This is a genomic window from Argonema antarcticum A004/B2 (genome assembly GCF_023333585.1).
In the GTDB taxonomy this organism is placed as follows: Bacteria; Cyanobacteriota; Cyanobacteriia; order Cyanobacteriales; family Aerosakkonemataceae; genus Argonema; species Argonema antarcticum.
In genome coordinates this window covers 1-25,838 of record NZ_JAIQZN010000056.1, presented here as the reverse complement: position 1 = coordinate 25,838, position 25,838 = coordinate 1, and the positions used below count along the sequence as shown (strand labels likewise).

The following is a 25,838-nucleotide window of genomic DNA, read 5'->3' as shown; positions in this document are numbered from 1 at the left end:
GCTGGCGCGATCGCACTTTTTCATTTAGGCGCGTTGGGGCAGCCTCCTGTAGGCATATCGCAAAACGTACCGTAGGTAATCCTATCCCTCTTTCATCGCTCTCTTACAACTGAATTTGGCAGAAGATGGCAAAAAGTGCCATAATAAAAATGTTTGTCAATTGCTTGTCATCAGGTACTAAGCAAAGATGGTTATTCAAAGCGTAATTTCGGAACATATTGAAATCACTCCTGGTGTGTGCGGCGGTAAACCGCGTATTGCCGGACATCGAATTAAAGTGCAGGATGTTGTGATTTGGCACGAACGAATGGGAATGTCTCCTGATGAAATTGTGTATCATTATCCAAGTATTACCTTGGCTGATGTGTATGCTGCTTTGGCGTATTATCACGACCATATCCAAGAGATCAGACAACAGATTGATGAAGATGAAAAATTTGTACGGGAGTTGGAGGCTAAAACTCCTTCTTTGGTTCAGGAAAAACTAAGGAAGCAAAATGTCAAGAATGATTCGATTTCACCCGGATGAAAATGTTAGTAATTCCATAGCAGATAGCCTAAGACGACGTGGGATTGATGTAACTACCACACCAGAAGAAGGACTTATTTCTGCATCAGATGAGGAACAACTAGCTTTTGCAATTTCTCAGGAACGGGTAATTTTTACCCAAGATGCAGATTTTTTACGGCTAAATCAAGCTGGTGCCACTCACACTGGAATTGCTTTCTGTCGTAAGAATACTCGATCAATTGGCGATATTGTCAGTGGATTGGTTTTAATCTGGGAGTGTCTTGAACCAGAGGAAATGCGCGATCGCGTAGAATTTCTTTGAAAGTAGCGATCGCTGACAAAAATGCCATAATAGTCAGATGAAGTCGATCAAGTAACGACGATGGGTGGTGCTGGAGAACTGTGACAACAAGATTTTTTTGTCCGTATCTCGATAGTGAGGTTGAACTGACAGATGAACGGGAATCGCACATTGCAGATCGACATCCCGATCTGCTACCAACGTACCAGGAAAGAATTGCTGAGACTCTAGCTGACCCCGATGAGGTTCGGTGCGATGTGCGCTTCGAGGATACAATTCTATTCTCGCGAGGTTATGATAAAGGGCGTCGAGGTAGGTATGTTGTAGTAGCCGTAGTAACTGATTCATTTCCCGAAGTACGAAATTGGATTGTGACAGCTTACATCAGCAAAACGATAACTCAATGTGAAATAATATGGCAGCGAAATTAACTGTTGAATACGATCGCGTCGGTGATATTCTCTACATAAACAAATGCTCTCCTTATGCAGAACAAGAATCAGCAGAAATTGACTACGGAATTGTTGCTCGTCTTAATCCTGTGACTGAGGAAATTGAGAATCTGGAAGTGATGTTCTTCTCGAAGCGGTTCCAGGAAAGTAATGTGTTTGAATTACCAATTTTGGCTGATTTACACCTTTCTCTGCAAGCTTAAGAAGGGATTTGGGAGGATATGCGAACTCAATTTGGCATAAAATGGCCAAACCTGCCATAATAGGAAAGTCAAGTAGATCGAGTAACGAATGTGAAAAGCATTAACATTTCTCTGCCAGACTCAATGGGAACTTATGTGGAAGAACAGGTAGCTAACTGTGGTTACAGTGTTAACTAATTAACCCGTAATTACCGCAACTTTTGAAGCAAAAGGAAAATTGAATGAACGTCAAACAAACCATTACCATTGAAAGTCTAAGAAACATTTCAGTAGAAGATTTTTTGAGCTTGTTAAGACAAAAATCTGCCCTGGAAGTGCAATTTCCCAACGGTGAATCGCTAATCGTACAGGCGAAAGTTGAACTAGCGCCATTACCCATATTGGATGGGTATGTACCGCAAGGATGGAAAGAGGAAATTTACAAGCATTGACATGACCTTAGTATTTTTAGATGCGGGAATTTTCATCGGCGCTTTGCTGAGTGGCGATCCTCGCCATGTGGAAGCGCGTCCAATTGTAGAAGCGGCTCGACGGGGTGAACTTGCTGCTTGTACATCTGCTGGTGTGTTGAGTGAAGTATATGCTGCACTGACTTGGATAGGCGCTCAACCTCCCCAAACACCGGAGCTTGCTAGTCAAGCGGCTCGTCTTTTGGTAGAGCCGCCATCGGCAATTGTTGTTTTACCAACTAATTTGCAGGCGACGCTAAAAATGTTAGAAATTGCGTCAAATCGAAGGCTAACTGCTCGTCGTATTCATGATGCAAGACACGCTGCTACTGCTTTAGTTGCAGGCGTTAACGAGGTTTACACTTATGATACTGATGATTGGCGGATATTTCAACCTGATGGAATTACAATTGTTGGGCCGCCATCTGTGTTAGCTGACAATTAGTGAAAAACGATCGCTCCAAAGTTTGAGTTAATTAAATATTGGTTTTTGGAGGAGGGATCGCATTTCGATTAATCCCCAAACGCGATCGCATTTCGATTAATTCCCAAACTCGATCGCATTTCGATTAATTCCCAAACTCGATCGCATTTCGATTAATTCCCAAACTCGATCGCACTTCGATTAATTCCAGGTAGGCGATCGCACTTTTATGCGCGATCGCGTAGCGTGCCTTCGGCATATCGCAAAGCGTACCGTAGATAATCGCACTCCTTTTTCATCGATCGCTTACAACTGAATTCAAAACTTTCTGTTGCTGTTTGCGTTTCAGCAGGGAAGCGGCACCGAAAGTACCAAATGCTAATAGACCCAACATAGAAGAAGGTTCGGTAACTGATGTTGGTTCAGGCGACGTGCTTTCCATCCCACCGTACTCAACCACGTAGCCAGACATACGTGCAAAACCTGGTGCATCATTCCACTGGCCCTTAGAGCCGTACCATAGATGGGCATAATCTTCATCACTTTGACCTAGATAGTCATTATTAGGTGCATGGATATCCCAATTTGCATATTGACCATTAACTGGTCTGCCCCCAGTAGCTTTGTTACCTCCACGCCAAAATACCGTTCCTGCTTCCGGCCCTGTCATCCACTTCCATACTCCTTCCCTTTCTGCATCACTCGCGCCTAACCATGCTCCAATCTTAGTCACGTTTGAAATAATAAAATTGTGTTCTGCTTGAGAGGTAATTGTTGTCAGATACCCCTGAAGACCCTGGTAAGACTTATTTTCGGAGGCAGCTTTTGCCTGATTCCATGTGAGAGCTTCGGATACAAACTCGTAGTAATGTCCTGTATCTGAGTTGAACAAGATAGCCGCCTGTGCCATTCCTCCTGTTCCGAAGGCGACTAGCGTTGATTCCACTAAAGCGATAGATAGCTTTTTCATAGTATTCATAAAACAGGTTTCTCCGAAAAATGGAATATTTTGGACATGAAGAATTTGTGGTAGGATTTGCAGTCCTCAGAAATTACTCCTTTAAACTATAGAAGGATAGGCTGGATAAGGCGGATATTCTAAGGAACGATCGAACATCCCTACAGAAAGCCGATCGCACAGCGGACTGAAGACGCTTTTCTAGTCCTCTTGAGAGGACTTCTGCTATTAGCCAGAGAATTGATTCTCTGGCGGGTGAGAGGTTAGTCCAGGATCTGTTGCGATCGCATCAGAAGCAGTGGTTGAGATCCGAGCGATCGCATATCCTCACAGAAAGGCCGATCGCACTCTCATCAATCAGATACAACTCAATTCAAAACTTTTTCTTGCTGTTTGCGTTTCAGTAGGGAAGCGACACCGAAAGTACCAAATGCTAATAAACCTAATGTAGAAGAAGGTTCGGGAACTGACTTGTGTTCAGAAACAGGCGTTAGCAAGAAAGCATGAGTTTTGCCATTGATAGAACCCCAGCCCACAATCTGTCCTAGATCATTAATATCGCGTGCTTGCTTAAGTTCCCAGCCGGAGTCAGTAGCAATTAAGCTGTTAAGATCGGTCATTACGTCATTTTCCCAGAGAAACGCACGAGAACTTTCATTAGCGTCATCCGAGTTACCAACCACTAGGCCGAATTTATTAATGCCCCAAGCGTAGCTGTTCTTACCGCCGAGCGTACCGAGGTCAGTCATTCCATCACTCTCGTTCCATAAAAAGGCTCGTTCGTCTCCGTTAGCAGTTTGAGATTTACCGACTACCTGACCAGAATTGTTGATTTTTGATGCGTAGCTGTTCTTACCGCCGAGCGTACCGAGGTCAGTCATACCAACACCTTCAGTCCAGAGGAAAGCGTGAGTAGCAGCATTGCGTGCTGTGGCACTGTAACCAGTAACCTGCCCGTTGTCGTTGATACCAGTGCCAACACTGTAATAACCGCCCAGAGTACCGAGAGATTGAATGGAACTGCCTGTCCAACGAACGGCGTAACCTGGATTATCATTTGATTCTGGATAGCCAAAGCCATGACCTCTATTAGCCCAACCTACGACCTGTCCACTAGCATTGATGTCGTTGCCCCGGCTATCTCCTCCATTGGGGGGCAATACACCGAGATTTACTTTGCCAACACCGTCAGTGTAACGAAAGGCACGAGCTTCACCTCTAGAATCGGGGAATAAACCACTTGTACCCGAAACTTGTCCACTATCGTTAATGCTTGTGGCATAGCTGCCGTTGCTACCAAAATGACCAAGGTCACTCATTCCGACACCATCCGTCCATAGGAAGGCACGTTTAGCTCCACTAGCTGTTTGCGATTGACCAACTACCTGGCCTAAGTTGTTAATACCATAAGCCATGCTTTCAGTCCCGCCGAGTGTACCGAGATCACTGATGGAGTAGAAAGATGCAGCTTCAGCAGACTGAGATGTTGCAAGTCCTAGTGCAGTGATGGTAGTCAGTGAGAAGGAAAGCTTTTTTAGTTTTTTCACAAGAGTAGAAGTAGGCATAGAATTCACTCCTTTCAGAAGTCAGAAGTTGAAAATAGAAAGATTGCGAGCAAAGATCGCATATCCTCACAGAAAGCCGATCGCACACACCCCTTAACCTTGGGTTAATTGACAGCAAAGATACTTGTGTCAACCCCTGCTAACCTCTTCTATGGAAAACGCCAAACTTTTTACGCAAATCTCGAAACTTTTTTTCAGAGCCAGGTAAAAGTAAAGTTTTATAACAAATCAGGTGTAAATGCGTAAAAACTTGGCGCTAAACCATAAGAACAAGTAGAGGTTCACCCACAGCCTTATCGGAAGTGTCCTACAGAAAATCCCAAACAAACAAGGAGAGTGAGATGGTTGCCCCACCAGGCGATGATTTCGATCGGCAACTTCAGAAACTAGCAATAGAAGCTCAACAGCACCCGCCCCAGAGCAGTCAACGGCTGCAAACATTAAATAAACTGATAAATGAAATTTGGCAATCAAACCAGCTTGGTCATCCCCAAAGTGGGTTATGGCTACCTGATGTTTACGAAGACCTTTATAATGAAGCCCGCCAGCGAACCATGCTAGAAATTTGCCAAAATATAGACAAATACAAACCACAATATCCCGTCATGGCGTGGGTGAATTCATTGCTGCGATATCAATTTATTGCTGTTGTCAACGACTATAACAACAACAGGATAATCTCCCTTCCATCCCTCGACGATTTAGAGAGGTTTGCATCACAGGAAGATACCCTTGACGACGCCATTTTGGTGCGGCGATTTCTCCAAGACGACCCAGAAAATCTTTTGCAAGCTGAATCAATCAGAGGCCGTCCCGATGTGACATTTCAAATTTTAGCGTGGGCAAGATTTGTAGAAGACTATTCCTGGGATGAACTTTCCAAAAACTTAGGCATTTCACCTCAGACTCTTTGTAGTTTTTTCAATCGGAATTTGCGTAATTTAATGCCTTATTTCAATAGATATTTACAGGAATAGTTGCCAAAGAGGTTGGAAAAGAGATAATTATGAGTAAACTAACTGAAAATTTGACATTCGCAGTACCCCTATCTTTTGAAGCCCATTCGATCGCCCAACAGTGCTGCAAACATCAACCATCACCTCAAAAAGCCAAACAGGTTTATCTCAATACATTAGCCGTATACGCCGTTGATTTTTACATCCGCTGCCTGGGATTTGACACCAATTGGTCTCAAAGTGATAGCCGCAATCCGGTGATGCTGAAATTCATGGATGTTGCCGATTTGGATATAAAATATCTAGGCAAATTAGAATGTCGCCCCGTCTTACCAGATGCAGAAGTTTGCCACATTCCTCCCGATGTTTGGGAAAACAGGCTTGGCTATGTTGCCGTGCGGCTAAACCAATCTTTGAAAGAAGCGACATTGTTGGGATTCACCGAAAACCCAGCCAAAGAAATCCACCTCAGCCAACTGCAATCTTTAGAAAAATTTACAGATTTTTTGTGTCAAAAACGACAATCTGAACCTGTAAATCTGAGACAATGGTTTTCAGGGATAATTGAGGCTGGTTGGCAAGCGATCGAGCAGCTTTTAAGCCTAGAAAAAGTCGAACTGGCATATATGTTTAGAGGCGCCGTGAATATTACGCGGGGTCAGCAGATTGACTTAGGAATGGAACTGGGGGAACAGTCCCTGGCGCTGGTAGTTATGCTGCCGCCAGAACCAGATTCAGAAGTAGATATTCGGGTGCAGGTGCATCCGATGAAAGGTCAAACTTTTTTGCCGCCGGGAGTGAAGTTGATGGTAATAGATGAATCGGGAGAAATAGTTCTTGACACAGAATCGAGGGAGGCGGATAATTTTATTCAGTTGCATTTCAGTGCTGAATTAGAAGAACGTTTCACCGTCGCCGTGGCGCTGGGAGAAACGAGTGTGAAGCAAGACTTTTGTTTGTAGCCCCTCGCTATTAGCCCGGAGGTTTGAACTCCAACCTCATAGCCCACCAGAGGTGAAAACTCCAACCTCATAGCCCGCCTGGGGTTCAAACCCCAGGCTAATAGCCCAAGTCCACTGAAGTGGACTGAATAAATGAACAAAGTTAAATTCATTAACATTATGCAGTCGCCTTATAGCCCACCAGAGGTGAAAACGCAAGAGCTTTTAGCCAACGTCCACTTCAGTGAACTAAAGTGGACAAAATATTTGTTTTTTTGTTTTCCAGTCCACTTCAGTGGACTTTCGCTATTAGCCTGGGGTTTGAACCCCAGGCGGGTCTGGACAAAATATTTGTTTTTTTGTTTTCCAGTCCACTTCAGTGGACTTTCGCTATTAGCCTGGGGTTTGAACCCCAGGCGGGTCTGGACAACTTAACTAACATTTTTCCTCATCAATCATGTACCTCGAACTACAGCGCAGAAATCTCCAAGGACGTTCTTTCAGAGGTGAAAACCTCTCAAATACCGATTTCTCTTATTCAAACATCCAAGGTGCAGATTTTACTAATGCCAATCTCACAAATGCTAACTTCACCAATGCTCAAGCGGGACTCCCACTTAACTGGAGAATAGGAATATTAATTATTGCCGCACTGCTATCAGCAATATCAGGTGTGGCGGCTGTAACTACAGCTTATCGAACAACGACTTTTTTAATACCATACCCAGATAGGCAACTTGGAATCACTGCTAGTTTATTATGCTTCTTTTTCATCCTAGCTATCAATATAGTATTGTTGATTATCACCATTAACCAAGGCATCCAAAGAACGATCGCCATTGTCGCGAGTGTGGTAGCTGTGTGTGGTTCTACGATCGGGATTTTCAGCGCTATTAGTAATGATAACAACAAGTTTTTTGATTGGTTTAGAGCTTTTAGATTAGGTAATTTTATTTATGCTGCCAACGGACAAGCTGGTGCGTCAAGTTCGGCTTATGTAATTTTGTATTTGGCGATCGCAGTTGCGGCGACCATTGCGGTAGTGGTATCATTAGGTTTAGCCGTATTTTTAGCTGTAGTTGTGGCGGGAGAGGGGATAAAATTTTTGGTTGTAGGTGAGGCAATGGCGATCGCGATAATTGCCACTGCGATCGTCACCCGCAATGGTTCTAGATATTTTTTTAAATTAAAACCTCCTCTACCTCAATCGGTGGCACTTGCTGCTCAAATTACCGTCATTTCCATCGCCGTAATCTTAGCTGTTGTTTTAGTTTTATTGGCTAATTACATTGCCGATCGAGTTTTAGCAGAAGACGATAAATATATCATTCTGCACCAAATTGGCGTTGCGATCGCAGCTATAGGCGGAACCAGTTTTCGTGGTGCTAATTTAACTAATGCGAACTTCAGTTATGCCACACTCAAAAGCACCGATATTAGATTTGCTAATACAACGCGCACCTTATGGCACAGAGCAATAAATCTTGACTGGGCAAGATTAAGTGGTACAATATTAATGAACTCAAAAGTTAGAGATTTTCTGGTTAGCGGAAATGGACGCGAGCAATCATATACTAATGCTAATCTCAAAGGAGCAAACCTGATGGCAGCAGACCTCAGCTATGCTAATTTGAGAGAAGCGGATCTCAGCGAAGCTACGTTTGAGGACGCCTGTTTGGAGTGGACAAATTTAACCCAAGTTCAGGCAATTAGCACTGATTTCACGAACGCCAAACTAACAGGCGCTTGCGGTTTGGGAACGTGGAATATTGACAGCAGCACTATACTGGAATGGGTCGATTGTCGGTGGGTTTATCTGTTAGAAAATCCCAAGCCGAGAACGGACGATCGCGAACGCCGTCCCAGCAGCGGCGAGTTTGCACCAGGAGAATTTACCAGTCTGTTTCAAGAGGTTTTGAACACTGTCGATTTGATTTTCCGCAACGGTATCGACGCCACAGCTTTCACCCAATCTTTCCAACAAGTGCAAGTCGAAAATGAAGGCACTAAACTCGATATCCAAAGCATTGAAAACAAAGGCGATGGCGTTGTGATCGTCAAGGTCAGAGTACCTGTCGATGCGAATAAAGCCAAAATTCACAGCGATTTCATCCAAATTTATGAAGATAACCTGAAAGCTTTAGAGCAAAAATATCAAGCTGAATTAAAAGATCGATCGGCCCTGCTGGAACGCTATCATCAACAAAATGTAGATATGCTGTCGGTGATTAAACAGATAGCTGCTAAACCTAGTATATCTGAAAAATTAGTGGTTTTGAATCTGGGAAAAGGCGATTTTCAGATAGGATTTCCCGCAGTCACGGCGCAGATTTGGTGGGACGAAAATCCCCTCCCCGCCAATTTTACCGCCAGCTTACCTGCCAAACCAGAAATACCGGCACTTTATCAACAATGGCAAGTAAAATATGAAAATCTCAGGTTGTGCTATCAAGCGCAAGGTGTGCTTCCCCGCATCAAACCACAGTCTCAGGTAAAGCAGGTTTCGATTCAAGATATTCCTAAGTTAAAGAAAGAAATTGAAAGTTTGGCTAACGAGTTGAAAAAGCAACTCAATACTTGGCTTAACTCGGAAGCGTTTAGTCCAATTAAAAATAAGTTACGGACAAAATTAAATATATCTGACCAAATCCGAATAATTATCCAATCCGAAGATATCCAAGTGCGACGCCTTCCCTGGCATTTGTGGGATTTGTGCGAAGATTATCGCCAATCTGAAGTCGCTTTGAGCGCTACAAAAGGTGACAGAATGACAAAATCTGTTCCTTCCAGAAATAAAGTGAGAATCTTGGCGATTCTGGGGAATAGCAAAGGATTGAATCTGGAAGAAGATAGGCAAATCCTAGAAAATTTACCCGCCGCCGAAACGGTATTTTTAGTAGAACCAACTCGCAAACAATTTGATGAATATCTGTGGGATGAACAAGGTTGGGATATCCTCTGCTTTTCGGGACACAGTTCGACTAAATGGGATAAAATTAACGGTTGGATTGATATTAATCAAACAGAAAGGCTAACTATAGAACAGTTGGAAAATGCTTTGAAAGCTGCGATCGATCGCGGTTTGCATTTAGCAATTTTCAACTCTTGCGACGGTTTGGGATTGGCGGAACAACTGGAAGATTTGCACATCCCGCAAATCATTGTGATGCGCGAACCTGTACCCGATTTAGTCGCACAGGAATTTCTCAAAAACGCGATCGCAACTTTTTGTTCGGGCAAATCTTTATACGTTTCTGTGCGAGAAGCGCGACAAAAGTTGCAACGCATGGAGGATAAATTTCCCTGTGCTAGTTGGTTGCCAGTAATTTGCCAGAATCAAGCCGAAATTCCCCGGATGTGGCGAGAATTTATCTGCTCATCTCATCTTAATTATAACGAATCCTTGAGTCAATTGCAAGCGGTAATAGAGACTAAAATTACATAAATTTCTGTTAACCTATTTTTCGCTGAGGTAATTATGAACAACTTCAAAAATGAGTTTTTGAGATATTCTTACCTGAAAAATCCAGAGCAGGGATTAACGCTAGTCGAATTGCTCGTCGTCATCTTTATAATTGGGATTTTGTCAGCTATTGCTTTGCCTTCTTTCCTCAAACAAGTGAACAAAGCTAAAGGAGTTGAAGCTACCGTTAGAATTAAAAATTTTATCACGGCTGAGCGAAATTACTATTTAGAAAATTCAGTTTTTACAGACGATGCCAGCAATCTGAATTATTCACTGGAAACAGAAAACTATCGCTATTTAATTTTGCTTTTCGATGGTCGCCAAATAGTAATTCATGTAGCTATACCTAAAAAACCAGGTCTTCAATATCATGGCGGAGGTGTGTATTTTAGAAACGGCATTGACTATCCTTGTGGCCCTCTATCAACCAGCAATCCAACAATTCCAGCGATAGTAGCTTTAGTCCGCAGTTCTTGTCAATTTTAGGTAGTAATAGAATTATAGGTTGGGTTTCGCTATTGCTCAACCCAACCTACGAAATGCTACTAATACTAACTGTTGGGTGGATATGCAGAGCCCTTGCGGAAAGTATTGCTTTCTAAGTCAGTTTCAATCAAATTGACCAAGCTCGGCGACGAGGCGAAATATGGCACATTGTTGTTCTCAATTGTACATCTTTGCAATTTCACAGGCTCGCTGTCTTTGACATTGAAGAAAAAGTCGTAGTCTACCCTGATACTATTATTGCGGAATCCACATTGTAAAAATTGTACGTTTCGAGAGTTAAGTACGTTAACTAGCTCGTATTCTTTGTTATTATTAAACTGGCATTGTCTAAAGGCAATATTTTGACAATTGAACAAACTGAGAATGTGATAGGTACATTCTTTAATCACCGTATTACTACAGGTTAAATTATTAACATTATTGGCTCTGATACCCAAGATACCGCTGCCAAAAAGGATGCAACTATTCACTTGAATATTTTCTGAATCGTCAAAAGTGAAGACGCCACCTCTGCAAAATCCTTTTTCCGGCCCGTGTCCGGCTTCGATATTTTTAATGGTAATATCTTGACAGTCGCGGAATTTCAAAACATCACCATAACGGGGTCGGGTGAGTAGCAGAGGCGGTTTAATACCCAAACCGATGATTTGCAGGTTTTCTACTCCTGAAATAATCAGTTCGTTGCCATCGAAGGCTTTCTCAAAATAGGCGTATCTGCTACTAGCGGCAGGATCGAGATCGGATAGAGAATAGGCTCCCGGTTTGAGTTTGATAGTACGGTTGGGGCCGATCGCAGCAACGAATTCTTCAACCGTGCTGACTACAATCTCCTCCATCTGTGCAATAATTGATTCCGATGCCAGGAAGGCGAAAAGACCAAAGATAAAAGACCGCCTGCTTGTTCCTGTGAAAAAGTCCATTGACTATCCTCTTGAGTTAGCTACTTTTAACAATCAAATTTGAGTATATTCGGTATTGCCCACTCTACTAACTGAATAGGTACTATTATAAAATAATACAATAATCGACTTTGCAATTGATATGAGCGACTTACCAGAAAAGCGACAACCGCGACGGGGTAGAATCTTTCCAGAATACACCGTCCCGCCTGAAGAAATAGCTCGACGCAGAGCTGAAAGAACAGAACTCGGACTGCGCTGTAAAGCAATCTTTGAACGAATCCGCCCGGAACTGATGGAAAAGTATTACAATTGGTTAATTGCCATAGAACCGGACACTGGCGAGTATGTACTTGACCCCAAATTAGAAGGCATCATCCAAAAAATTAAGGAACGGTATGGCGATGAGAAGGTTATGTTAACAACTTTTCGCCTTAATGAAGAAGGATTCTGCGGAAGGATATGATAGCAGGCAGGTTTGGGGAAGATGGGGAGTTGTTCTTTGAAATTGAATTGATTGCCAATAACAGAGAACGCTTCCCAGTTGAAGCGCTGCTAGACACGGGTTTTACCACAGGTTTTCTGGCGATTAATGTTCAAGACCTAGAGGCGCTAGACTGGCCTTTAATTAGGTCTAAAATTGAGTTGCGGACAGCGCGGGGAGATGAGTTCTTCGACATCTATCAAGGGAAAGTAATTTTGGATGGGCAAGAGTTTATTATTCCCGTTCACGTTGGAGATGCGCTTCCTGACATTTTAATCGGTTCGCGATGGCTAGAAATCATGGAGTTAGCCGTAAATAAACAGAGAGGCATTTTGACACTAGAAATGGTGGAAAGTGAGTGAAAGAAATTCACTCTAAAATAAAGCGCTCGCTTTTCCTCACTTCCTCACCTATTCCCGCTTAAGCTATGAAGATTAACCACTTTAATCTGTGTGGTGAACTTCACTAACAATTTCATAGCAACCAGTCATCGGCGGTTTAGCAAATAAATGATTTATCTCATGCAAAATAGCCTGGTTAACCTCGCTTTGATTCGCTTCCATATCTTCCGCACTTTCCCATAGAATTATCGCAATTCCTTTATCAGTCCCCGGTTCTTGCAGTAAGTAAGACCCCTTGAAACCTTGTCCGTAGCTTGAAACAGCTTGTTCGTAAAGTTGTTCCGCCTCTGGAAACTTACCCGGTTTGAACTCACCAATAGCAACGTAGGCACATTTATATTTCAAAAAATCTTGAAACTCTGACATTGTACACTCCTGAAATGATATACTCCAAACGCATACCCAGATAGGGTACAGCGCTGACCACTCAAATAATAGTAACCGTTATTAAGGAATAGGCGTGTTAAAAAACTATATAAATGCTGAATGGTGTACATCCAGCGCTACAAACTACCTGGATGTGATTAATCCGGCTACCGCCGAGGTGCTGGGTACTGTACCATTGTCGCCTGCAACGGAAGTGGAGCAAGCAGCTGTCGCAGCAGGAACTGCCTTTACCACCTGGCGGCGAACTCCGCCAACAGAAAGGGTGCAATACTTGTTCAAACTCAAAAACCTCCTCGAAGAGCATTTTGATGAGCTTGCGCGTACCATTACCCTCGAATGCGGCAAGACTTTAGTTGAGTCTAAGGGTGAAATTCGCCGTGCGATCGAAAATGTAGAAGTCGCCTGCGGAATTCCCATCCTAATGCAAGGAGACTACCTGGAAGATGTGGCGCGTGGCATTGACGAATTTTCGATCCGTCAACCAGTCGGAGTAACTGCCATTATTGCACCTTTCAACTTTCCCGGCATGATTCCTTTTTGGTTTATGCCATACGCTTTAGCTTGCGGCAATACCACCATTGTCAAACCCTCAGAAAAAGTGCCGCTGACAATGCAAAAAATCTTCCATTTGTTAGAACAAACCGGATTACCAAAAGGGGTGGTTAACTTAGTCAACGGTGCCAAAGAAGTCGTCGATGCCATTTTAGATCATCCAATTATTCGCGCCATTAGTTTTGTCGGTTCCACACCAGTAGCGAAGTACGTTTACAGTCGCGCCGCCGCCAACGGCAAACGCGCTCAATGCCAAGGAGGAGCGAAGAATCCTATTATTGTATTGCCCGATGCGGATTTAGAAACTACCATAAAAATTGCGGCAGATAGTGCTTTTGGTTGTGCCGGACAACGTTGCCTCGCCGCCTCTTTGGCAGTCACAGTGGGAAAAGCACGCGAGACATTTACAGAAGCTATTGTTGAAGTTGCCGAAACGCGAATTGTGGGCTATGGTTTGGATGAAAAAGTGCAAATGGGGCCAGTAATTACCCGCGAAAGTCAAACTCGAATCGAGGGATTAATTCAAAAGGGAATTGATGAAGGCGCAACGGCGTTAGTAGATGGTCGCCATCCTAATATTTCCGGTTACGAAAAAGGTAATTTTATTAAACCAACCATTTTGCAAAATGTCAATCCCAAAAGTGAAATTGCCCGCACAGAAATTTTTGGCCCAGTGCTGGGATTGATTCATTTGGATACAATTGATGATGCTATTGCTTTGGTAAATAGCAGTGAATGGGGAAATATGGCTTGTTTGTTTACCACCAGTGGTGCAGCAGCGCGAAAATTTCGTTACGAAGTTGATGCTGGGAATATCGGTATTAATATAGGCGTAGCAGCTCCAATGGCTTTCTTTCCCTTCAGCGGTTGGAAGGCAAGTTTCTTTGGAGATTTGCACGGACAAGGGCGTCATGCTGTCGAATTCTTCACGCAAACTAAAGTGGTTGTGGAGCGATGGCCAAAAGATTGGTCGCGTCAATTTTAGTCATTAGTCATAATTTTTGTTTGCAGTTCCATATCTCTATGCTAATCTCGCCATCGCTGCTTCTAATGCAGATCGAATCGCTTTAATCTCCTCAAGATTCTCAGAACTATAACTTGTCTGGTTGCCTCCAGTAGTGGCGATTAAAAGTGTGTGTGTATCCTTCAAAGAAATCAGCCAATTAATTCCAAGTCCTATTACTATCAGCGTTACCAAGAAGAATTCCAGCGATGGGTAAAACACACACGCTATCAGCATTAAAACACCAATAAGAAAGCAATTCCAAGCTTGACTGCGATCGGGTTTTTTTGTAACAATTTTGACAGTATCGATATTCCGAATTTGATATTGAGTACCGTCGATTTCGAGCAAAGTCCTGGTAATCCGAACTTCTTCTTTTTTATAAAGAGTTTCATCCTCTGAGAATGACGCTGACATCGGGTTAAAAAATTAAGATCCACGGATACTCGGAAGAATTTACCGTAACTCTTTCTCTCGCAACAGTGCATCTGCCCAAGCTGCATCTGCTTCCGACAGAGGAGGTACAGGCTCGTTTCTATAATCTATCACCAGATCGTAACCGGCCCGATCGTAGACTCCGTTTATCAAGGTTTGCAAATCTACCAAAGGTTCAGCATCCTCATCTCGCAACGGCAGGGAAAATAAAGGAATTGCATCTGGTAAATTAAACGCATATAGATTAGCTAAAGGACGCCGATCGCCCCGACAGACCAAAATATTATAATGAGTTTGGATGCGATCGTTCAAAATAGGCATTGGTCGCCCTACACGCAGCAAATCTATTTCTACTAGATTAGTTAAACTTCCCAACACCCGGCGACGCTTGCGTTCGTAGGTGCGGCGTCCTTCACCTGAAAGCTTATTCTTAGGAGAGAGAACTTCAATCGCTGTCACTACCTCGTTTGTTCCCACATCTCGCACTTCCAAATAGCCTTCTCTAACAGGATCGGGTGTAGGAATTGCCACTGTTAAAGGTTCTGTTGGGGGTGCAGCAATAGCGACATTCGGGTTGGTTTGATTTGTTGTATTCCTTAAACTTCGCATCGTCACATCAGGAACACCTACAAGCAGCGATTTATCCCCAATGGTTTCATAAATTCGCACTTCTACTGCGACTCGATATTTAGGGCGCAGTTGGGGAACTAAAGACTCTGCAATGGCGATAATCAGCCAGTGATGTACTCCAGACCATAATTCAGGATGTTCTAAATAAGGATTCATTCCGGGAAAAGGAGAAGGCATAAAATTACCTCAAACACAATTTAAGTTTCTTTCTTTTTTGCTTTCTTTTTCCCCCCCCTCCCCGTTGCGGGTTGGGGGGTTGGGGGGGTGGGGTCTACCTCATATCATATCCAAACAAATTCGGGTCAACTTCTCCTAATTGCAAATCCGCCAAACCATACTCTGCCCAACGCCTTTCTACCATCGCCGCTACATCCAAATCAGACTCCAAAGGTTCCCCCCATTCGTGTTCTGTTTCCGGCGGAATCTTAGTAGTTGCATCAATTCCCATTCGTCCGCCCAAACCAATCTTTTCGCTAGCAAAATCCAAACTATCAAAAGGTGTATTGGGCAGAATAAACACATCTCTTGATGGATCGACTTTGGAACTAATTGCCCACACCACTTGACGCGGATCTCGAATGTTGATATCTTTATCCACAACAATGACGAATTTGGTGTAAGTAAATTGCGGCAATGCACTCCAAAAAGCTAAAGCCGCACGTCGTGCTTGACCGGGATAAGCTTTATCAATTGAAATAATTGCGGCCTTATAACTCAAGGCTTCCATTGGTAAAAAGAAATCGACAATTTCCGTTACTTGTTGCCGTAAAATGGGAGTGTAGATGCGGTTAAGCGCGATCGCCATCATCGCTTCTTCCTTCGGCGGACGACCGCTAAACGTGGTCAAATAAATCGGGTCTTTGCGATGAGTCATACACTGGAACCGAATCAGGGGCGAATCTTCCACTCCGCCGTAATATCCCATGTGGTCGCCAAACGGCCCGTCCGGCAACACTTCGCCGGGGGTAATCGTACCTTCTAAGACGATTTCCGAGTCCGCTGGCACTTCCAGATCCACCGTTTTGCATTTCGCTAAATTTACCCCAGAACCGCCGTAGAGTCCAGCAAACAGCCATTCCGACAAGTCTACGGGGATGGGTGTGGCGGCTGCCATGATGATGAGGGGATCGACGCCGAGTGCGATCGCAACTTCCAACTTCTTCCCCCGTTCCGCCGCCTTCCGCAAATGCCGCGCCCCACCCCGCACCGACAACCAATGCACCGTCATCGTATTGCGAGATTGCAGTTGCAGCCGATACACCCCCACATTCGGCGTACCCGTCTCGCAATCCCTTGTAATCACCAGCCCCAGCGTGATAATCTGACCAGCATCTCCCGGATAAGGCCGAATCATCGGAATTTTAGTCAGATCCAGATCGTCCCCTTGGATGACAATTTGCTGACAAGCGGGGAAAAAGTCACGTCCCGGTTTCGCCTTCAGCACATCAAACAGCACCTTACCAAACTCCACAGCCTGCGAAATCTTCTTCGGCGGCTTAGGCTGTTGCAGCATACTCAGCTTTTTACCCAGTCCTTCCAACTCCTCTGGACGTTCCATATTCATCGCCCAGCAAATCCGTTCCACCGTCCCCATCAGGTTAATAGCTACAGGATACGGCGACCCTTTCACGTTTTCAAACAGTAACCCTGGGCCACCCCGTTGCAACATCCGGTTGGAAATTTCGGCCACTTCCAAATCTGGGTCAACCAACACTGAAATTCGCCGCAATTGTCCCCTTTCTTCCAGCAGTTTGATGAATCCCCGCAAGTCTCTAGTCATAATTAAAATATGTGAAGCTTTGTCTTCCTCATATTATGGACTTAACCCCGACCCCCTGCGCGTAGAGGGCTATGCCAGTTAACTCAAATTTGCCTAACGTGAATGAATCTGCCATTATCGACAAAATCAGCACCTGTGTTTATCAAGCCTTCCTTGATATTCACCAGCACCAGCCTGAGTGGCTGAATGAAAAGTACAAGAAGGTTAACTGGCGCGATGCTAAAAGCCAATCTATCTTTCTGGGAAGATTGAAAGAAGAGATTGGCAATACCACAGATCGAAAGGTTTTACTTCTTAAAGTCAGAAAATTTCTCCAAATTCTTCTGGTTCGCAGCTTTTTTGACGCGACTGAATTTAAGTCTTTAATGGTAAAAGTTAGGCAAATAACTCAGCTAGAAATTATTTCACCCAGGGAAGAGATTTCTATTGATAAAAAGCTAACAGCAAAAAGTGAAATATCAGAAATACCAACATCAGCAGAACCTGTTGCGGAGTCTGTTGCTCAGAGTAATAGTATTGCTATTCTACTTCTAGACGCGGAAAATTTACAACTCGATCTGGAAACAGAAAAGTTCTTGGCTGGAATCTGCAAGTATCCCATCCAAATTAAAGTTGCCTTCGCCAATTGGCGCAGTATGGGAAAGCAAGATTTGGAATTTCACGGACGCAGTTACGAACTGATTCACGTACCACCGGGCAAAGATAGCGCAGATTTCAAAATGGCAACCGTTGGCTCGTCTATTTTTGTACATTATCCCAATGCGAAGGAAGTTTTAGTCTGTTCTTCGGACAACGGATTAACTCATTTATACAATACATTGCAAACCCACGGATTAACTGTGTATCGGGTTCGCAAACAAGGCGATTTTATTACAGTTTTAAATAGCAAGACTTCCGAAATAAAGAAACATTCGCTTAAGCCTTTACCCGTTATTCCATCTCTGACTCAATCCCTCGCCCAACTGAAGGATTTAATCAAGGATGAGCAACAAAGAACTGGTTTGCAATGGATAAAATTATCTAGAGTTGCCAACCTTTTTCAAACTAAGTACAATTTAACCATTAGCCAAGTCGTATCTACTCATCTTCCCGGTAAAAAATCTAGAGATATTTTTTATGAGTACCCTACTGATTTTGTGGTACACCAGCCATCAAGTCAATCTCCTCTTTATGTGAGTTTGTTTCATACCCCACCAGCAAACAATGGAGAAAGTAAAGGTGACGAACAGCAAGATCGAGGCGAGCCTAAGAATAATCTCATGTCTGCAATTACTTCATCAGCAGATTTAGAAAAAGTGTTACTTATGCTTGTAAATGAGTTAACTGTTAATTATCCCGGAAGATCGATTTCTCTGGAAGTCATCGGCACGGAATTTAGCAAGAAATATGGCTATTCGATTAATGCAATTATTAAGGATAATTTGAAGCTAAACGGTAATTTACTTAAATTTTTGCAGTATTTTACCTCTTTTAAGGTGGAACAGAAAAAAGGCAAGTGGCAAGTTGCGATCGCACAACTATAGCTTATACCAAATCCTGGTTAAGCTACCTTTAGTCCATAATCCCTTACTTCGTCAAGCTTTTTCCTCTTCCCTAGCCCCTAGCCCCTAGCCCCTAGCCCCTAGTCCCTAGCTATAGCTTTGAAATTATCCAAACTTTCCTTTAACATAATCTTCTGTTTGCTTCTTCGAGGGATTAGTAAAAATGGTCTTAGTGTCGTCAAACTCCACTATCTCGCCCATGTACATAAAAGCGGTAAACTCAGAAACCCTAGCGGCCTGCTGCATACTGTGAGTCACAATTAGAATTGTCACCTGTTGCGTCAAATCCTCAATCAATTCTTCAATGCTCATAGTTGCGATCGGATCGATCGCAGATGTAGGCTCATCAAACAGAATAATCTCAGGTTCGGTCGCTAGTGACCTAGCAATGCACAAGCGCTGCTGTTGACCGCCAGAAAGGTTGTAAGCTTGGTCTTTCAAGCGGTCTTTCACTTCATCCCACAAAGCAGCACCTCGTAGGGCTTTTTCCACCTTTTCATCAATAACGTTACGTCTCGATTCATTCCGCACCCGCAAACCATAGGCCACATTTTCATAAATTGACTTAGGAAAGGGATTTGGCTTCTGAAACACCATGCTAATCCGCATTCGGACTTCGATCGGATCGACCCGACGACTCAGGATGTTGATCCCATCAGTGTCTAAGATGATTTCCCCTTCGTAACGATTGCCGGGGTAAAGGTCGTGCATACGATTGAAACACCGCAACAAAGTGGTTTTGCCACAGCCTGAAGGCCCAATCAGCGCCGTAACCCGCTTTGACGCCAGTGCTAGGTTGATATTTTTAAGAACTTGTACAGAACCGTAGTAAAAATTGAGGTTATTCACCTCAGCTTTAGGCTTGACTGCAATTGATTCGGACATGGAATTGGTTGTTTTTTCTACCATTTGATATTTTTGCGAAAACGATAGCGCAGATAGATTGCTAAGGAGTTCATCGCTAGCGTCATCAGAATTAACACAATTCCTGCCGCTGCTGCATTTACCTGAAATTCAGGCTCTGGACTGGACACCCAATTAAACATCTGAATCGGCATGACTGTGAAGGGAGACATCAGCCATGAAAAAGAAATGTAGGGAAACTCGTTCTTAATTGGGGAATCCGGCAAAAAGGCGATAAAAGTGAGAGCGCCGATCGTAATTATAGGGGCAGTTTCGCCGATAGCTCGCGACAAACCAACAATAACGCCCGTCATAATTCCCCCAATTGAATAGGGCAATACGTGATCCCAAATCATCTGCCACTTGCTTGCGCCAAGGGCATAAGCCGCTTCGCGAATAATATTGGGAATGGCGCGGATAGACTCCCTAGTGGTAACAATGACTATCGGCAAAATCAACAGTGCTAAAGTCAACCCGGCTGCCATAATGCTCTCACCCAGATTGAGTTTATAAACGAACAAGCCTAAAGCCAAAAGCCCGTAGATAATTGAGGGAACACCCGCTAGGTTGGTTACATTGATCTCGATTAAATCGGCAATCCAGTTTTTCTGGGCATATTCTTCTAGGTAAATCGCAGCTGCTACACCTAATGGAATTGCAGCTATTGCAGTTAACAACATGACGAGAGTTGTTCCTACCCAGGCAGAGAGAATGCCTGCTTGTTCAGGCTTGTAGGAGGGAAATGAAGTCAAAAATTGCCATGAAAGACGCGGTAAGCCGTCACTGCACAGGTCAATTATCAACGCCAGCAGGGTAACAATTCCCACTAGCATAGACAACAAGCCGATCGCAGCAAAAATTCTGTCCCAGACATTTTTACGTGCAATAAGTTTTCGTATTTCCTGTAGATTATCTCCTGACATTAATAAATTTCTCGATAGCGTTTACTCAAAAAATGTCCCGCAATGTTCAATACCAGGGTAATTAGAACCAGTGTAAGTCCAGCAGCGAAAATGGTTTGATATCCAATACTACCATGAGGCAAATCACCGAGACTTACTTGTACAATGTAAGCGGTGATTGTGGCGGCGGGTTCCATTGGGTTCAAAGTGAGATTGGGCTGCAAGCCAGCTGCGATCGCTACTACCATTGTTTCTCCCACTGCCCTAGAAATTCCCAAGATGTAAGCCGCTGAAATTCCAGAAATGGCAGCCGGGAATACGACTCGCAAAGCCGTTTCTAGGCGCGTCGCCCCCATTGCATAAGAACCTTCTCGTAACTGTACCGGCACCGCACGCATGGCATCTTCACTCACGGAACTGATATATGGAATAATCATGATTCCCATAACCAGCCCCGCACTTAACATATTGGACCCTGACAGTTCGGGAAAAAACTTCTGCAACAGGGGAGTGACAAAAACCAGGGCGAAATACCCATAAACTACTGTGGGGATACCTGCCAGCAATTCTAAACAGGGTTTGATCCACTCGCGCAGGCGGTTATCGGCGAATTCGCTCAGGTAAATGGCAGAGATAGTACCTAGCGGAATTGCCACCAACAAAGCCACCATTGTGGTGACAAAAGTACCTGAAGCAAGAGGTAATATCCCGTAGTGGGCATCAGAAAATAGGGGCGTCCATTGGGTGTCCGTGAGGAATTTTACGATCGAAACTTTCTCGAAGAAAGCTACGGATTCAGAAATCAAGATAAAAAGGATCTCAACGGTAGTCGCTACGCAGGAAAAGGCAGCTAGAAACAACAAAAACTCGATCGCTCGTTCTCGTACATCGCGGATTAGCTTTGGGGTTATTTGCTTTTGCTTAGATAGTTGCAGTTGTTTGTCGTTCATAAAATCAGTAATCGGTTTGCGATTAGCAATTAAATTTCAAATGCTAATCGCTTTTCGTTTGAATCAAAACATTTTATTGGCTAGCTTCGCGCTGTAGTAGTTGCTGAATTGTCAGTCCAACTGGTGCATCACCGGCAAATACCGTACCGAGCTTGCGATTTTGGAAATGGCTTGTCGCAATTCTATAAACCTGGGCCGGTAAGGGGACATATCTCACCACTGGTACTAAACGGGGCGCATTGCTGATGTAAAAATTGACAAAATCCCTTACCTCGTTCCGCTGAGCAGACTTGGCATTGACATAGATAAAGATAGGCCGAGAAAGTGGTTTGTAAGAACCATTCTCAACTGCTTGGCGAGAAGGCAGCACGCCGTTTATCGCCACCGCCTTCAGTCGGGCTTTATTGGCTTCGTAGTAAGCATAGCCGAAGTAGCCCAAGGCATTGCGATCGCGACTCACTCCCTGTACCAATACGTTATCATCTTCACTGGCCGTGTAATCACCGCGACTGGACTTAGATTTACCAACAATAGCTTCGGTGAAATAGTCAAACGTACCAGAGTCGGCACCTGCGCCAAATAATTTCAAGGGCGCGTCAGGCCATCCCTGACGTACTTGATTCCATTTTGTGATAGAACCCTGTGCCGTAGGTTCCCACATTTTCTTAAGTTCAGGAACAGTCATGTTAGTGGCCCAGTTGTTTTGGGGGTTAACCACTACTGTTAGCGCATCGTAAGCCACTGGTAATTCGATGAACTGAACGCCAGCTGCTCTACAAGCCTGCAATTCTTCGGCTAGGATTGGCCGGGATGCGTTAGAAATATCCGTCTCGCCACGACAAAACTTTTTGAAGCCTCCCCCAGTTCCAGAAATGCCAACGGTAACTCTGATTGCATTTCTTCTAGCCCGCTGGAATTCTTCTGCTACTGCTGCACTAATGGGGTAAACCGTACTCGACCCATCAATTTTAATTAAGGCTGGACTTTGGGATTTGACAGACGATACTGATACGCCTATGGTGGTAGCTACAATTGCCATAACACCTACTAACGTCAAGCGATTAAGCTTGAATTTGAGCTTATTCACCACCATACTGTTTTCTCCCTGACGCTAAGCGCCATTTAAATCTGAACTTTAGTAGGATACCTGTTTATGGTTAAGAGCTTATTATGTAACTTTATGGAAAGATTAAAAATTTATGTTATAAAGATTATAAAAAAGTTAACTTTTAGTTAAGGTATCTTTGATAACTAAAACCATGTCAGCAAGTTTGTCTGTATAGTAAGGTGCAAGGTCAGCCGTACAAACACAGTGAACAAAAGCATAACAACTCGGAAAGAGCCCCTCAAGAATAGTGCGATTTAAGTAAGCCAGGTTTTTGATATTTCGCTTACCTTTTTTTTGGCTTTTATCTTTCAACTTTTATACTCAACCGATGCTCTAGTTTGCAGTTTCTTAAATTTGGTTTTTTCCTTGTTTCTTGTTTGACAATTTAGCAACAATTACCTTTTATCCCTCCCAGAAGTAAATTCTGTACAATTAAAATTTGTAAATAAAACATAAGTTTTATAACTAAAGTCATATTTAAGCAAGAAACCGTCTTATAGTACATCTACTTTTAGAGATAGCAATTCAGCAGAATCATCTTTACAAACAAGTGCAGGTTATGAATACTGATTTGGAGCATCAAATTGAACAGCGAACTCTGGAATTGCAGCGGCGAACGCTGGAATTGCAGCAGTCGTTGGAATTAGCCAGAGTCCTCAAGCAAGTGACAAATCTAATCCGCAGCACTTTAGATTTGCCGACTATTTTGCAAACTATTGTCCGAGAAGTTCGCGCTCTGTTAAACACAGACAGAGTTATAATCTATCAGTTCCTGGAAACCTGGAGCGGCAAGGTGGTGGTCGAAGAAGTTATTGACCAAAACCTGTCAATCTTGGGAGAAGTTTACCACGCTAACTGTTTTCCAGTGGAGTACACCTATCAGTACCAAGCGGGAAGGGTTCGGGCTATTGGTAATATACTTGAGGGAGGTTTGAGTCTGTGTCACGTAGAATTTTTACAAAAGATTCAGGTACAAGGTAACTTAGTCGTACCGATTAGGAGAAGCGATTATCTGTGGGGATTACTAATTGCCCATGAGTGTTATTCTACAAGAGTTTGGCAGGCTGGGGAAATCGATCTGCTGCAACAGTTAGGGGATCAAGCTGCGATCGCAATTCATCAAGCGGAACTATACGAAGAAAGCCGCATTGCTGCCGCCACAGCAACGGAGAAAGCTCGACAGCTAGAGTTAGCCCTCGACGAACTGCAACGAACCCAATCTCAACTAATTCAAACAGAAAAAATGTCGAGTTTGGGTCAGCTAGTAGCTGGTATTGCCCACGAAATTAACAACCCAGTCAATTTTATCTACGGCAATCTCACCCACATTGATGAATATGCTGAAGATTTGCTAAATCTACTAGAGTTTTACCAGCAGGATTACCCCGATCCTACTCCTAAGATTCTTAAACAAATTGATACTATTGACTTAGAGTTTTTGACTGAAGATCTGCCAAAGACGATCGCATCAATGAAGGTCGGGGCCGATCGCATTCGCCAACTGGTTTTGTCTTTACGTAATTTTTCCCGTCTGGATGAAGCTGAAAGGAAGCCTGTCGATATTCACGAAGGACTAGACAGCGCGTTACTAATCTTGCAACATCGGTTGAAAGAAAAGGCTACTTCTTCTGCTATTGAGATAGTTAAAGATTATGGTAAATTGCCTTTTGTGGAATGCTATCCAGGTCAGCTAAATCAGGTATTTATGAACATACTCACCAATGCTATTGATGCTTTGGATGAGGGAATGGGTAAAGGCTCAGAAAATCCAAATAAGCAATTACCAACTATTCGGATTAGCACCAAAGTCTTAAACGATAATCGAATCGCGATTTGCATTGCCAATAATGGCCCCGGCATGACAGAGGCGGTACGCCGTAAAATATTCGATCCTTTCTTTACAACGAAACCCGTAGGCAAAGGTACTGGTTTGGGATTAGCTATCAGCTACCAAATTGTGGTGGAAAAACACGGTGGAGAATTGAAGTGTATCTCAGCGCCAGTCGAGGGAGCGGAGTTTGCGATCGTGCTACCCTTGGGGAACGCCTACGGCGAATACGATCGAGATTCCAGTTCAACAGCCACATCATAATGCCTCGTTTAGCAACTAAAATTGAAGCCATTCTCTACCTAAAAGGACAACCTCTTTCAATTGCGGCGATCGCAGAGTATGCTGAATGCAGCAAGGCCAAAGCCGAAGAAGCACTGCTGGAACTCATGGCTGACTACGCCCACCGAGATAGCGCGTTGGAAGTCGTCGAAACAGCGGAGGGCTACTGCCTGCAACTGCGGACATCATTTCAGGGCTTAATGCAAAATTTGATCCCATCAGAATTAGGTGTGGGAGCTTTGCGGACGCTAGCTGCGATCGCCCTCAAAGGCCCCCTCACGCAAACAGAACTCGTCGATTTGCGGGGTTCGGGAGCCTATCAGCAAGTGCAGGAACTCGTGGAACTGGGCTATATTCACAAACGTCGTCAAGCAGATAGTCGATCCTATCGGCTACAGGTGACCGACAAATTTCATCAGTATTTTCAAGTGGATCGACTGCCACAGCAGGTGGATGAGCCGACCCAAGCTTGAGAAGCTAGAACCTGTTCGTTCGGCATCACCACCAAAGAATGTACGGGTTACCCGCCTCCAAAACCTGCTCCCATCTGTGACTCGTTTAGATTAGAATTAAATGAAATATTTAGGAGCCTCATGGTTTTCAATCCTGACTATTTAAGTTCCGGCACCGAAGATGTCCAAGCCAATCCCCTGCTGACCTATCTACAGCACCAATCACCGGAGGTTTTAGCCCTTGTAGCCAAGGCGGCCAGTCCCGAAATTAAGCAAATTATTTCTCACAACGTTCAGGGTCTGGTCGGGATGTTACCAGGGGAGCATTTTAACGTTCAAATTACCACTGACCGGGAAAACTTGGCTGGTCTGCTGGCTTCGGCAATGATGACAGGCTATTTCCTCCGCCAGATGGAGCAAAGGATGCACCTAGAGGAAAGCTTGTTAGGCTCCCAGTCCCTGTCGCGAGACTCCGCCAACAGCGAAAAATGGGGGTAAATGCAGTTCCAGAAAATCTAGCTAATTCTGCTCAATCTTACTCATTTTTATAGCTAAATGCCAATAATGA

General features: G+C 43.8%; 28 protein-coding genes. 16 read left to right on the top strand and 12 right to left on the bottom strand.

The genetic code is table 11. From position 1 onward, the window contains the following. The first annotated feature begins 187 nt into the window (after positions 1–187). Complete coding sequence (locus tag LAY57_RS22005) at positions 188–529, top strand: DUF433 domain-containing protein (RefSeq protein ID WP_249068997.1); 342 nt, start codon at positions 188–190, stop codon at positions 527–529. Beyond that, complete coding sequence (locus LAY57_RS22000; protein ID WP_249068996.1) at positions 507–833, top strand: DUF5615 family PIN-like protein; 327 nt, start codon at positions 507–509, stop codon at positions 831–833. Before LAY57_RS22005 ends, LAY57_RS22000 begins: the two co-directional genes overlap by 23 nt. Positions 834–866: 33 nt before the next feature. Here LAY57_RS22000 and LAY57_RS21995 read toward each other — a convergent pair whose 3' ends face one another. Further along, positions 867–1,160 (bottom strand): hypothetical protein, encoded by a 294-nt coding sequence (locus LAY57_RS21995; protein ID WP_249068995.1) that lies wholly within the window; start codon positions 1,158–1,160, stop codon positions 867–869. Positions 1,161–1,227: 67 nt separating this feature from the next. Here LAY57_RS21995 and LAY57_RS21990 point away from each other — a divergent pair, with 67 nt between their 5' ends. The 3 genes from LAY57_RS21990 to LAY57_RS21980 all read left to right on the top strand — a co-directional run bounded on the left by LAY57_RS21990 (position 1,228) and on the right by LAY57_RS21980 (position 2,361). After that, complete coding sequence (locus LAY57_RS21990; protein WP_249068994.1) at positions 1,228–1,467, top strand: DUF2283 domain-containing protein; 240 nt, start codon at positions 1,228–1,230, stop codon at positions 1,465–1,467. 221 nt (positions 1,468–1,688) lie between these two features. Then, a complete protein-coding gene (locus LAY57_RS21985) occupies positions 1,689–1,898 on the top strand; it encodes a hypothetical protein (RefSeq protein ID WP_249068993.1) in 210 nt (69 codons plus the stop codon). 1 nt (position 1,899) lies between these two features. Further along, positions 1,900–2,361, top strand: coding sequence for a type II toxin-antitoxin system VapC family toxin (locus LAY57_RS21980; protein ID WP_249068992.1), 462 nt, complete (start codon positions 1,900–1,902; stop codon positions 2,359–2,361). 274 nt (positions 2,362–2,635) lie between these two features. Here the strand turns inward: LAY57_RS21980 and LAY57_RS21975 are convergent, their stop codons facing one another. Both LAY57_RS21975 and LAY57_RS21970 read right to left on the bottom strand, forming a co-directional pair. Continuing rightward, positions 2,636–3,319 (bottom strand): C-type lectin domain-containing protein, encoded by a 684-nt coding sequence (locus tag LAY57_RS21975; RefSeq protein ID WP_249068991.1) that lies wholly within the window; start codon positions 3,317–3,319, stop codon positions 2,636–2,638. Positions 3,320–3,666: 347 nt separating this feature from the next. Next, entirely contained in the window at positions 3,667–4,863 is a 1,197-nt protein-coding gene (locus tag LAY57_RS21970; protein WP_249068990.1) for a DUF3466 family protein, read from the bottom strand. A 341-nt stretch (positions 4,864–5,204) separates the two neighbouring features. Here LAY57_RS21970 and LAY57_RS21965 point away from each other — a divergent pair, with 341 nt between their 5' ends. From LAY57_RS21965 to LAY57_RS21950, 4 genes are all read left to right on the top strand, one after another. After that, positions 5,205–5,840, top strand: coding sequence for a sigma-70 RNA polymerase sigma factor region 4 domain-containing protein (locus LAY57_RS21965; protein ID WP_249068989.1), 636 nt, complete (start codon positions 5,205–5,207; stop codon positions 5,838–5,840). 29 nt (positions 5,841–5,869) lie between these two features. Continuing rightward, on the top strand, positions 5,870–6,781 hold the full coding sequence (locus LAY57_RS21960) for a DUF1822 family protein (RefSeq protein WP_249068988.1): 912 nt from the start codon (positions 5,870–5,872) through the stop codon (positions 6,779–6,781). A 436-nt stretch (positions 6,782–7,217) separates the two neighbouring features. Next, complete coding sequence (locus LAY57_RS21955) at positions 7,218–10,205, top strand: pentapeptide repeat-containing protein (protein ID WP_249068987.1); 2,988 nt, start codon at positions 7,218–7,220, stop codon at positions 10,203–10,205. A 33-nt stretch (positions 10,206–10,238) separates the two neighbouring features. Then, positions 10,239–10,712, top strand: coding sequence for a type IV pilin protein (locus LAY57_RS21950; RefSeq protein ID WP_275994283.1), 474 nt, complete (start codon positions 10,239–10,241; stop codon positions 10,710–10,712). Between the two features lie 65 nt (positions 10,713–10,777). Here LAY57_RS21950 and LAY57_RS21945 read toward each other — a convergent pair whose 3' ends face one another. Next, a complete protein-coding gene (locus tag LAY57_RS21945; RefSeq protein WP_249068986.1) occupies positions 10,778–11,653 on the bottom strand; it encodes a right-handed parallel beta-helix repeat-containing protein in 876 nt (291 codons plus the stop codon). Positions 11,654–11,774: 121 nt separating this feature from the next. Here LAY57_RS21945 and LAY57_RS21940 point away from each other — a divergent pair, with 121 nt between their 5' ends. Further along, on the top strand, positions 11,775–12,098 hold the full coding sequence (locus LAY57_RS21940; RefSeq protein WP_249068985.1) for a hypothetical protein: 324 nt from the start codon (positions 11,775–11,777) through the stop codon (positions 12,096–12,098). Beyond that, complete coding sequence (locus LAY57_RS21935; RefSeq protein WP_249068984.1) at positions 12,095–12,478, top strand: aspartyl protease; 384 nt, start codon at positions 12,095–12,097, stop codon at positions 12,476–12,478. The genes LAY57_RS21940 and LAY57_RS21935 overlap by 4 nt, the downstream gene beginning before the upstream one ends. 81 nt (positions 12,479–12,559) lie before the next feature. Here the strand turns inward: LAY57_RS21935 and LAY57_RS21930 are convergent, their stop codons facing one another. Beyond that, on the bottom strand, positions 12,560–12,883 hold the full coding sequence (locus LAY57_RS21930; RefSeq protein WP_249068983.1) for an antibiotic biosynthesis monooxygenase: 324 nt from the start codon (positions 12,881–12,883) through the stop codon (positions 12,560–12,562). Positions 12,884–12,977: 94 nt separating this feature from the next. Between LAY57_RS21930 and LAY57_RS21925 the strand changes: the two genes are divergently transcribed. Continuing rightward, entirely contained in the window at positions 12,978–14,441 is a 1,464-nt protein-coding gene (locus LAY57_RS21925; protein ID WP_249068982.1) for a CoA-acylating methylmalonate-semialdehyde dehydrogenase, read from the top strand. Between the two features lie 36 nt (positions 14,442–14,477). Here LAY57_RS21925 and LAY57_RS21920 read toward each other — a convergent pair whose 3' ends face one another. From LAY57_RS21920 to LAY57_RS21910, 3 genes are all read right to left on the bottom strand, one after another. Continuing rightward, a complete protein-coding gene (locus LAY57_RS21920) occupies positions 14,478–14,876 on the bottom strand; it encodes a DUF6232 family protein (RefSeq protein WP_249068981.1) in 399 nt (132 codons plus the stop codon). A gap of 39 nt (positions 14,877–14,915) precedes the next feature. Further along, complete coding sequence (locus LAY57_RS21915; protein ID WP_249068980.1) at positions 14,916–15,701, bottom strand: DUF4058 family protein; 786 nt, start codon at positions 15,699–15,701, stop codon at positions 14,916–14,918. Positions 15,702–15,795: 94 nt separating this feature from the next. Then, positions 15,796–17,304, bottom strand: coding sequence for a UbiD family decarboxylase (locus tag LAY57_RS21910; protein WP_249068979.1), 1,509 nt, complete (start codon positions 17,302–17,304; stop codon positions 15,796–15,798). Between the two features lie 71 nt (positions 17,305–17,375). On the opposite strand from LAY57_RS21910, the gene LAY57_RS21905 reads away from it, so the two are divergent. Then, positions 17,376–18,827 (top strand): PIN domain-containing protein, encoded by a 1,452-nt coding sequence (locus tag LAY57_RS21905; RefSeq protein ID WP_249068978.1) that lies wholly within the window; start codon positions 17,376–17,378, stop codon positions 18,825–18,827. Between the two features lie 123 nt (positions 18,828–18,950). Here the strand turns inward: LAY57_RS21905 and pstB are convergent, their stop codons facing one another. From pstB to LAY57_RS21885, 4 genes are all read right to left on the bottom strand, one after another. Next, positions 18,951–19,754, bottom strand: coding sequence for a phosphate ABC transporter ATP-binding protein PstB (gene pstB / locus LAY57_RS21900; protein ID WP_249068977.1), 804 nt, complete (start codon positions 19,752–19,754; stop codon positions 18,951–18,953). Then, entirely contained in the window at positions 19,748–20,671 is a 924-nt protein-coding gene (gene pstA, locus LAY57_RS21895; RefSeq protein ID WP_249068976.1) for a phosphate ABC transporter permease PstA, read from the bottom strand. The genes pstB and pstA overlap by 7 nt, the downstream gene beginning before the upstream one ends. Further along, positions 20,671–21,600 (bottom strand): phosphate ABC transporter permease subunit PstC, encoded by a 930-nt coding sequence (pstC, locus tag LAY57_RS21890; RefSeq protein ID WP_249068975.1) that lies wholly within the window; start codon positions 21,598–21,600, stop codon positions 20,671–20,673. Before pstC ends, pstA begins: the two co-directional genes overlap by 1 nt. A gap of 73 nt (positions 21,601–21,673) precedes the next feature. Then, a complete protein-coding gene (locus LAY57_RS21885; RefSeq protein ID WP_249068974.1) occupies positions 21,674–22,693 on the bottom strand; it encodes a PstS family phosphate ABC transporter substrate-binding protein in 1,020 nt (339 codons plus the stop codon). Positions 22,694–23,267: 574 nt separating this feature from the next. On the opposite strand from LAY57_RS21885, the gene LAY57_RS21880 reads away from it, so the two are divergent. The 3 genes from LAY57_RS21880 (at position 23,268) to LAY57_RS21870 (ending at position 25,768) form a co-directional block, all read left to right on the top strand. After that, positions 23,268–24,800, top strand: coding sequence for a sensor histidine kinase (locus LAY57_RS21880; protein WP_249068973.1), 1,533 nt, complete (start codon positions 23,268–23,270; stop codon positions 24,798–24,800). After that, on the top strand, positions 24,800–25,291 hold the full coding sequence (gene scpB / locus LAY57_RS21875) for an SMC-Scp complex subunit ScpB (protein ID WP_249068972.1): 492 nt from the start codon (positions 24,800–24,802) through the stop codon (positions 25,289–25,291). The genes LAY57_RS21880 and scpB overlap by 1 nt, the downstream gene beginning before the upstream one ends. A 120-nt stretch (positions 25,292–25,411) precedes the next feature. Beyond that, entirely contained in the window at positions 25,412–25,768 is a 357-nt protein-coding gene (locus tag LAY57_RS21870; RefSeq protein ID WP_249068971.1) for a DUF760 domain-containing protein, read from the top strand. Positions 25,769–25,838: the final 70 nt, after the last annotated feature.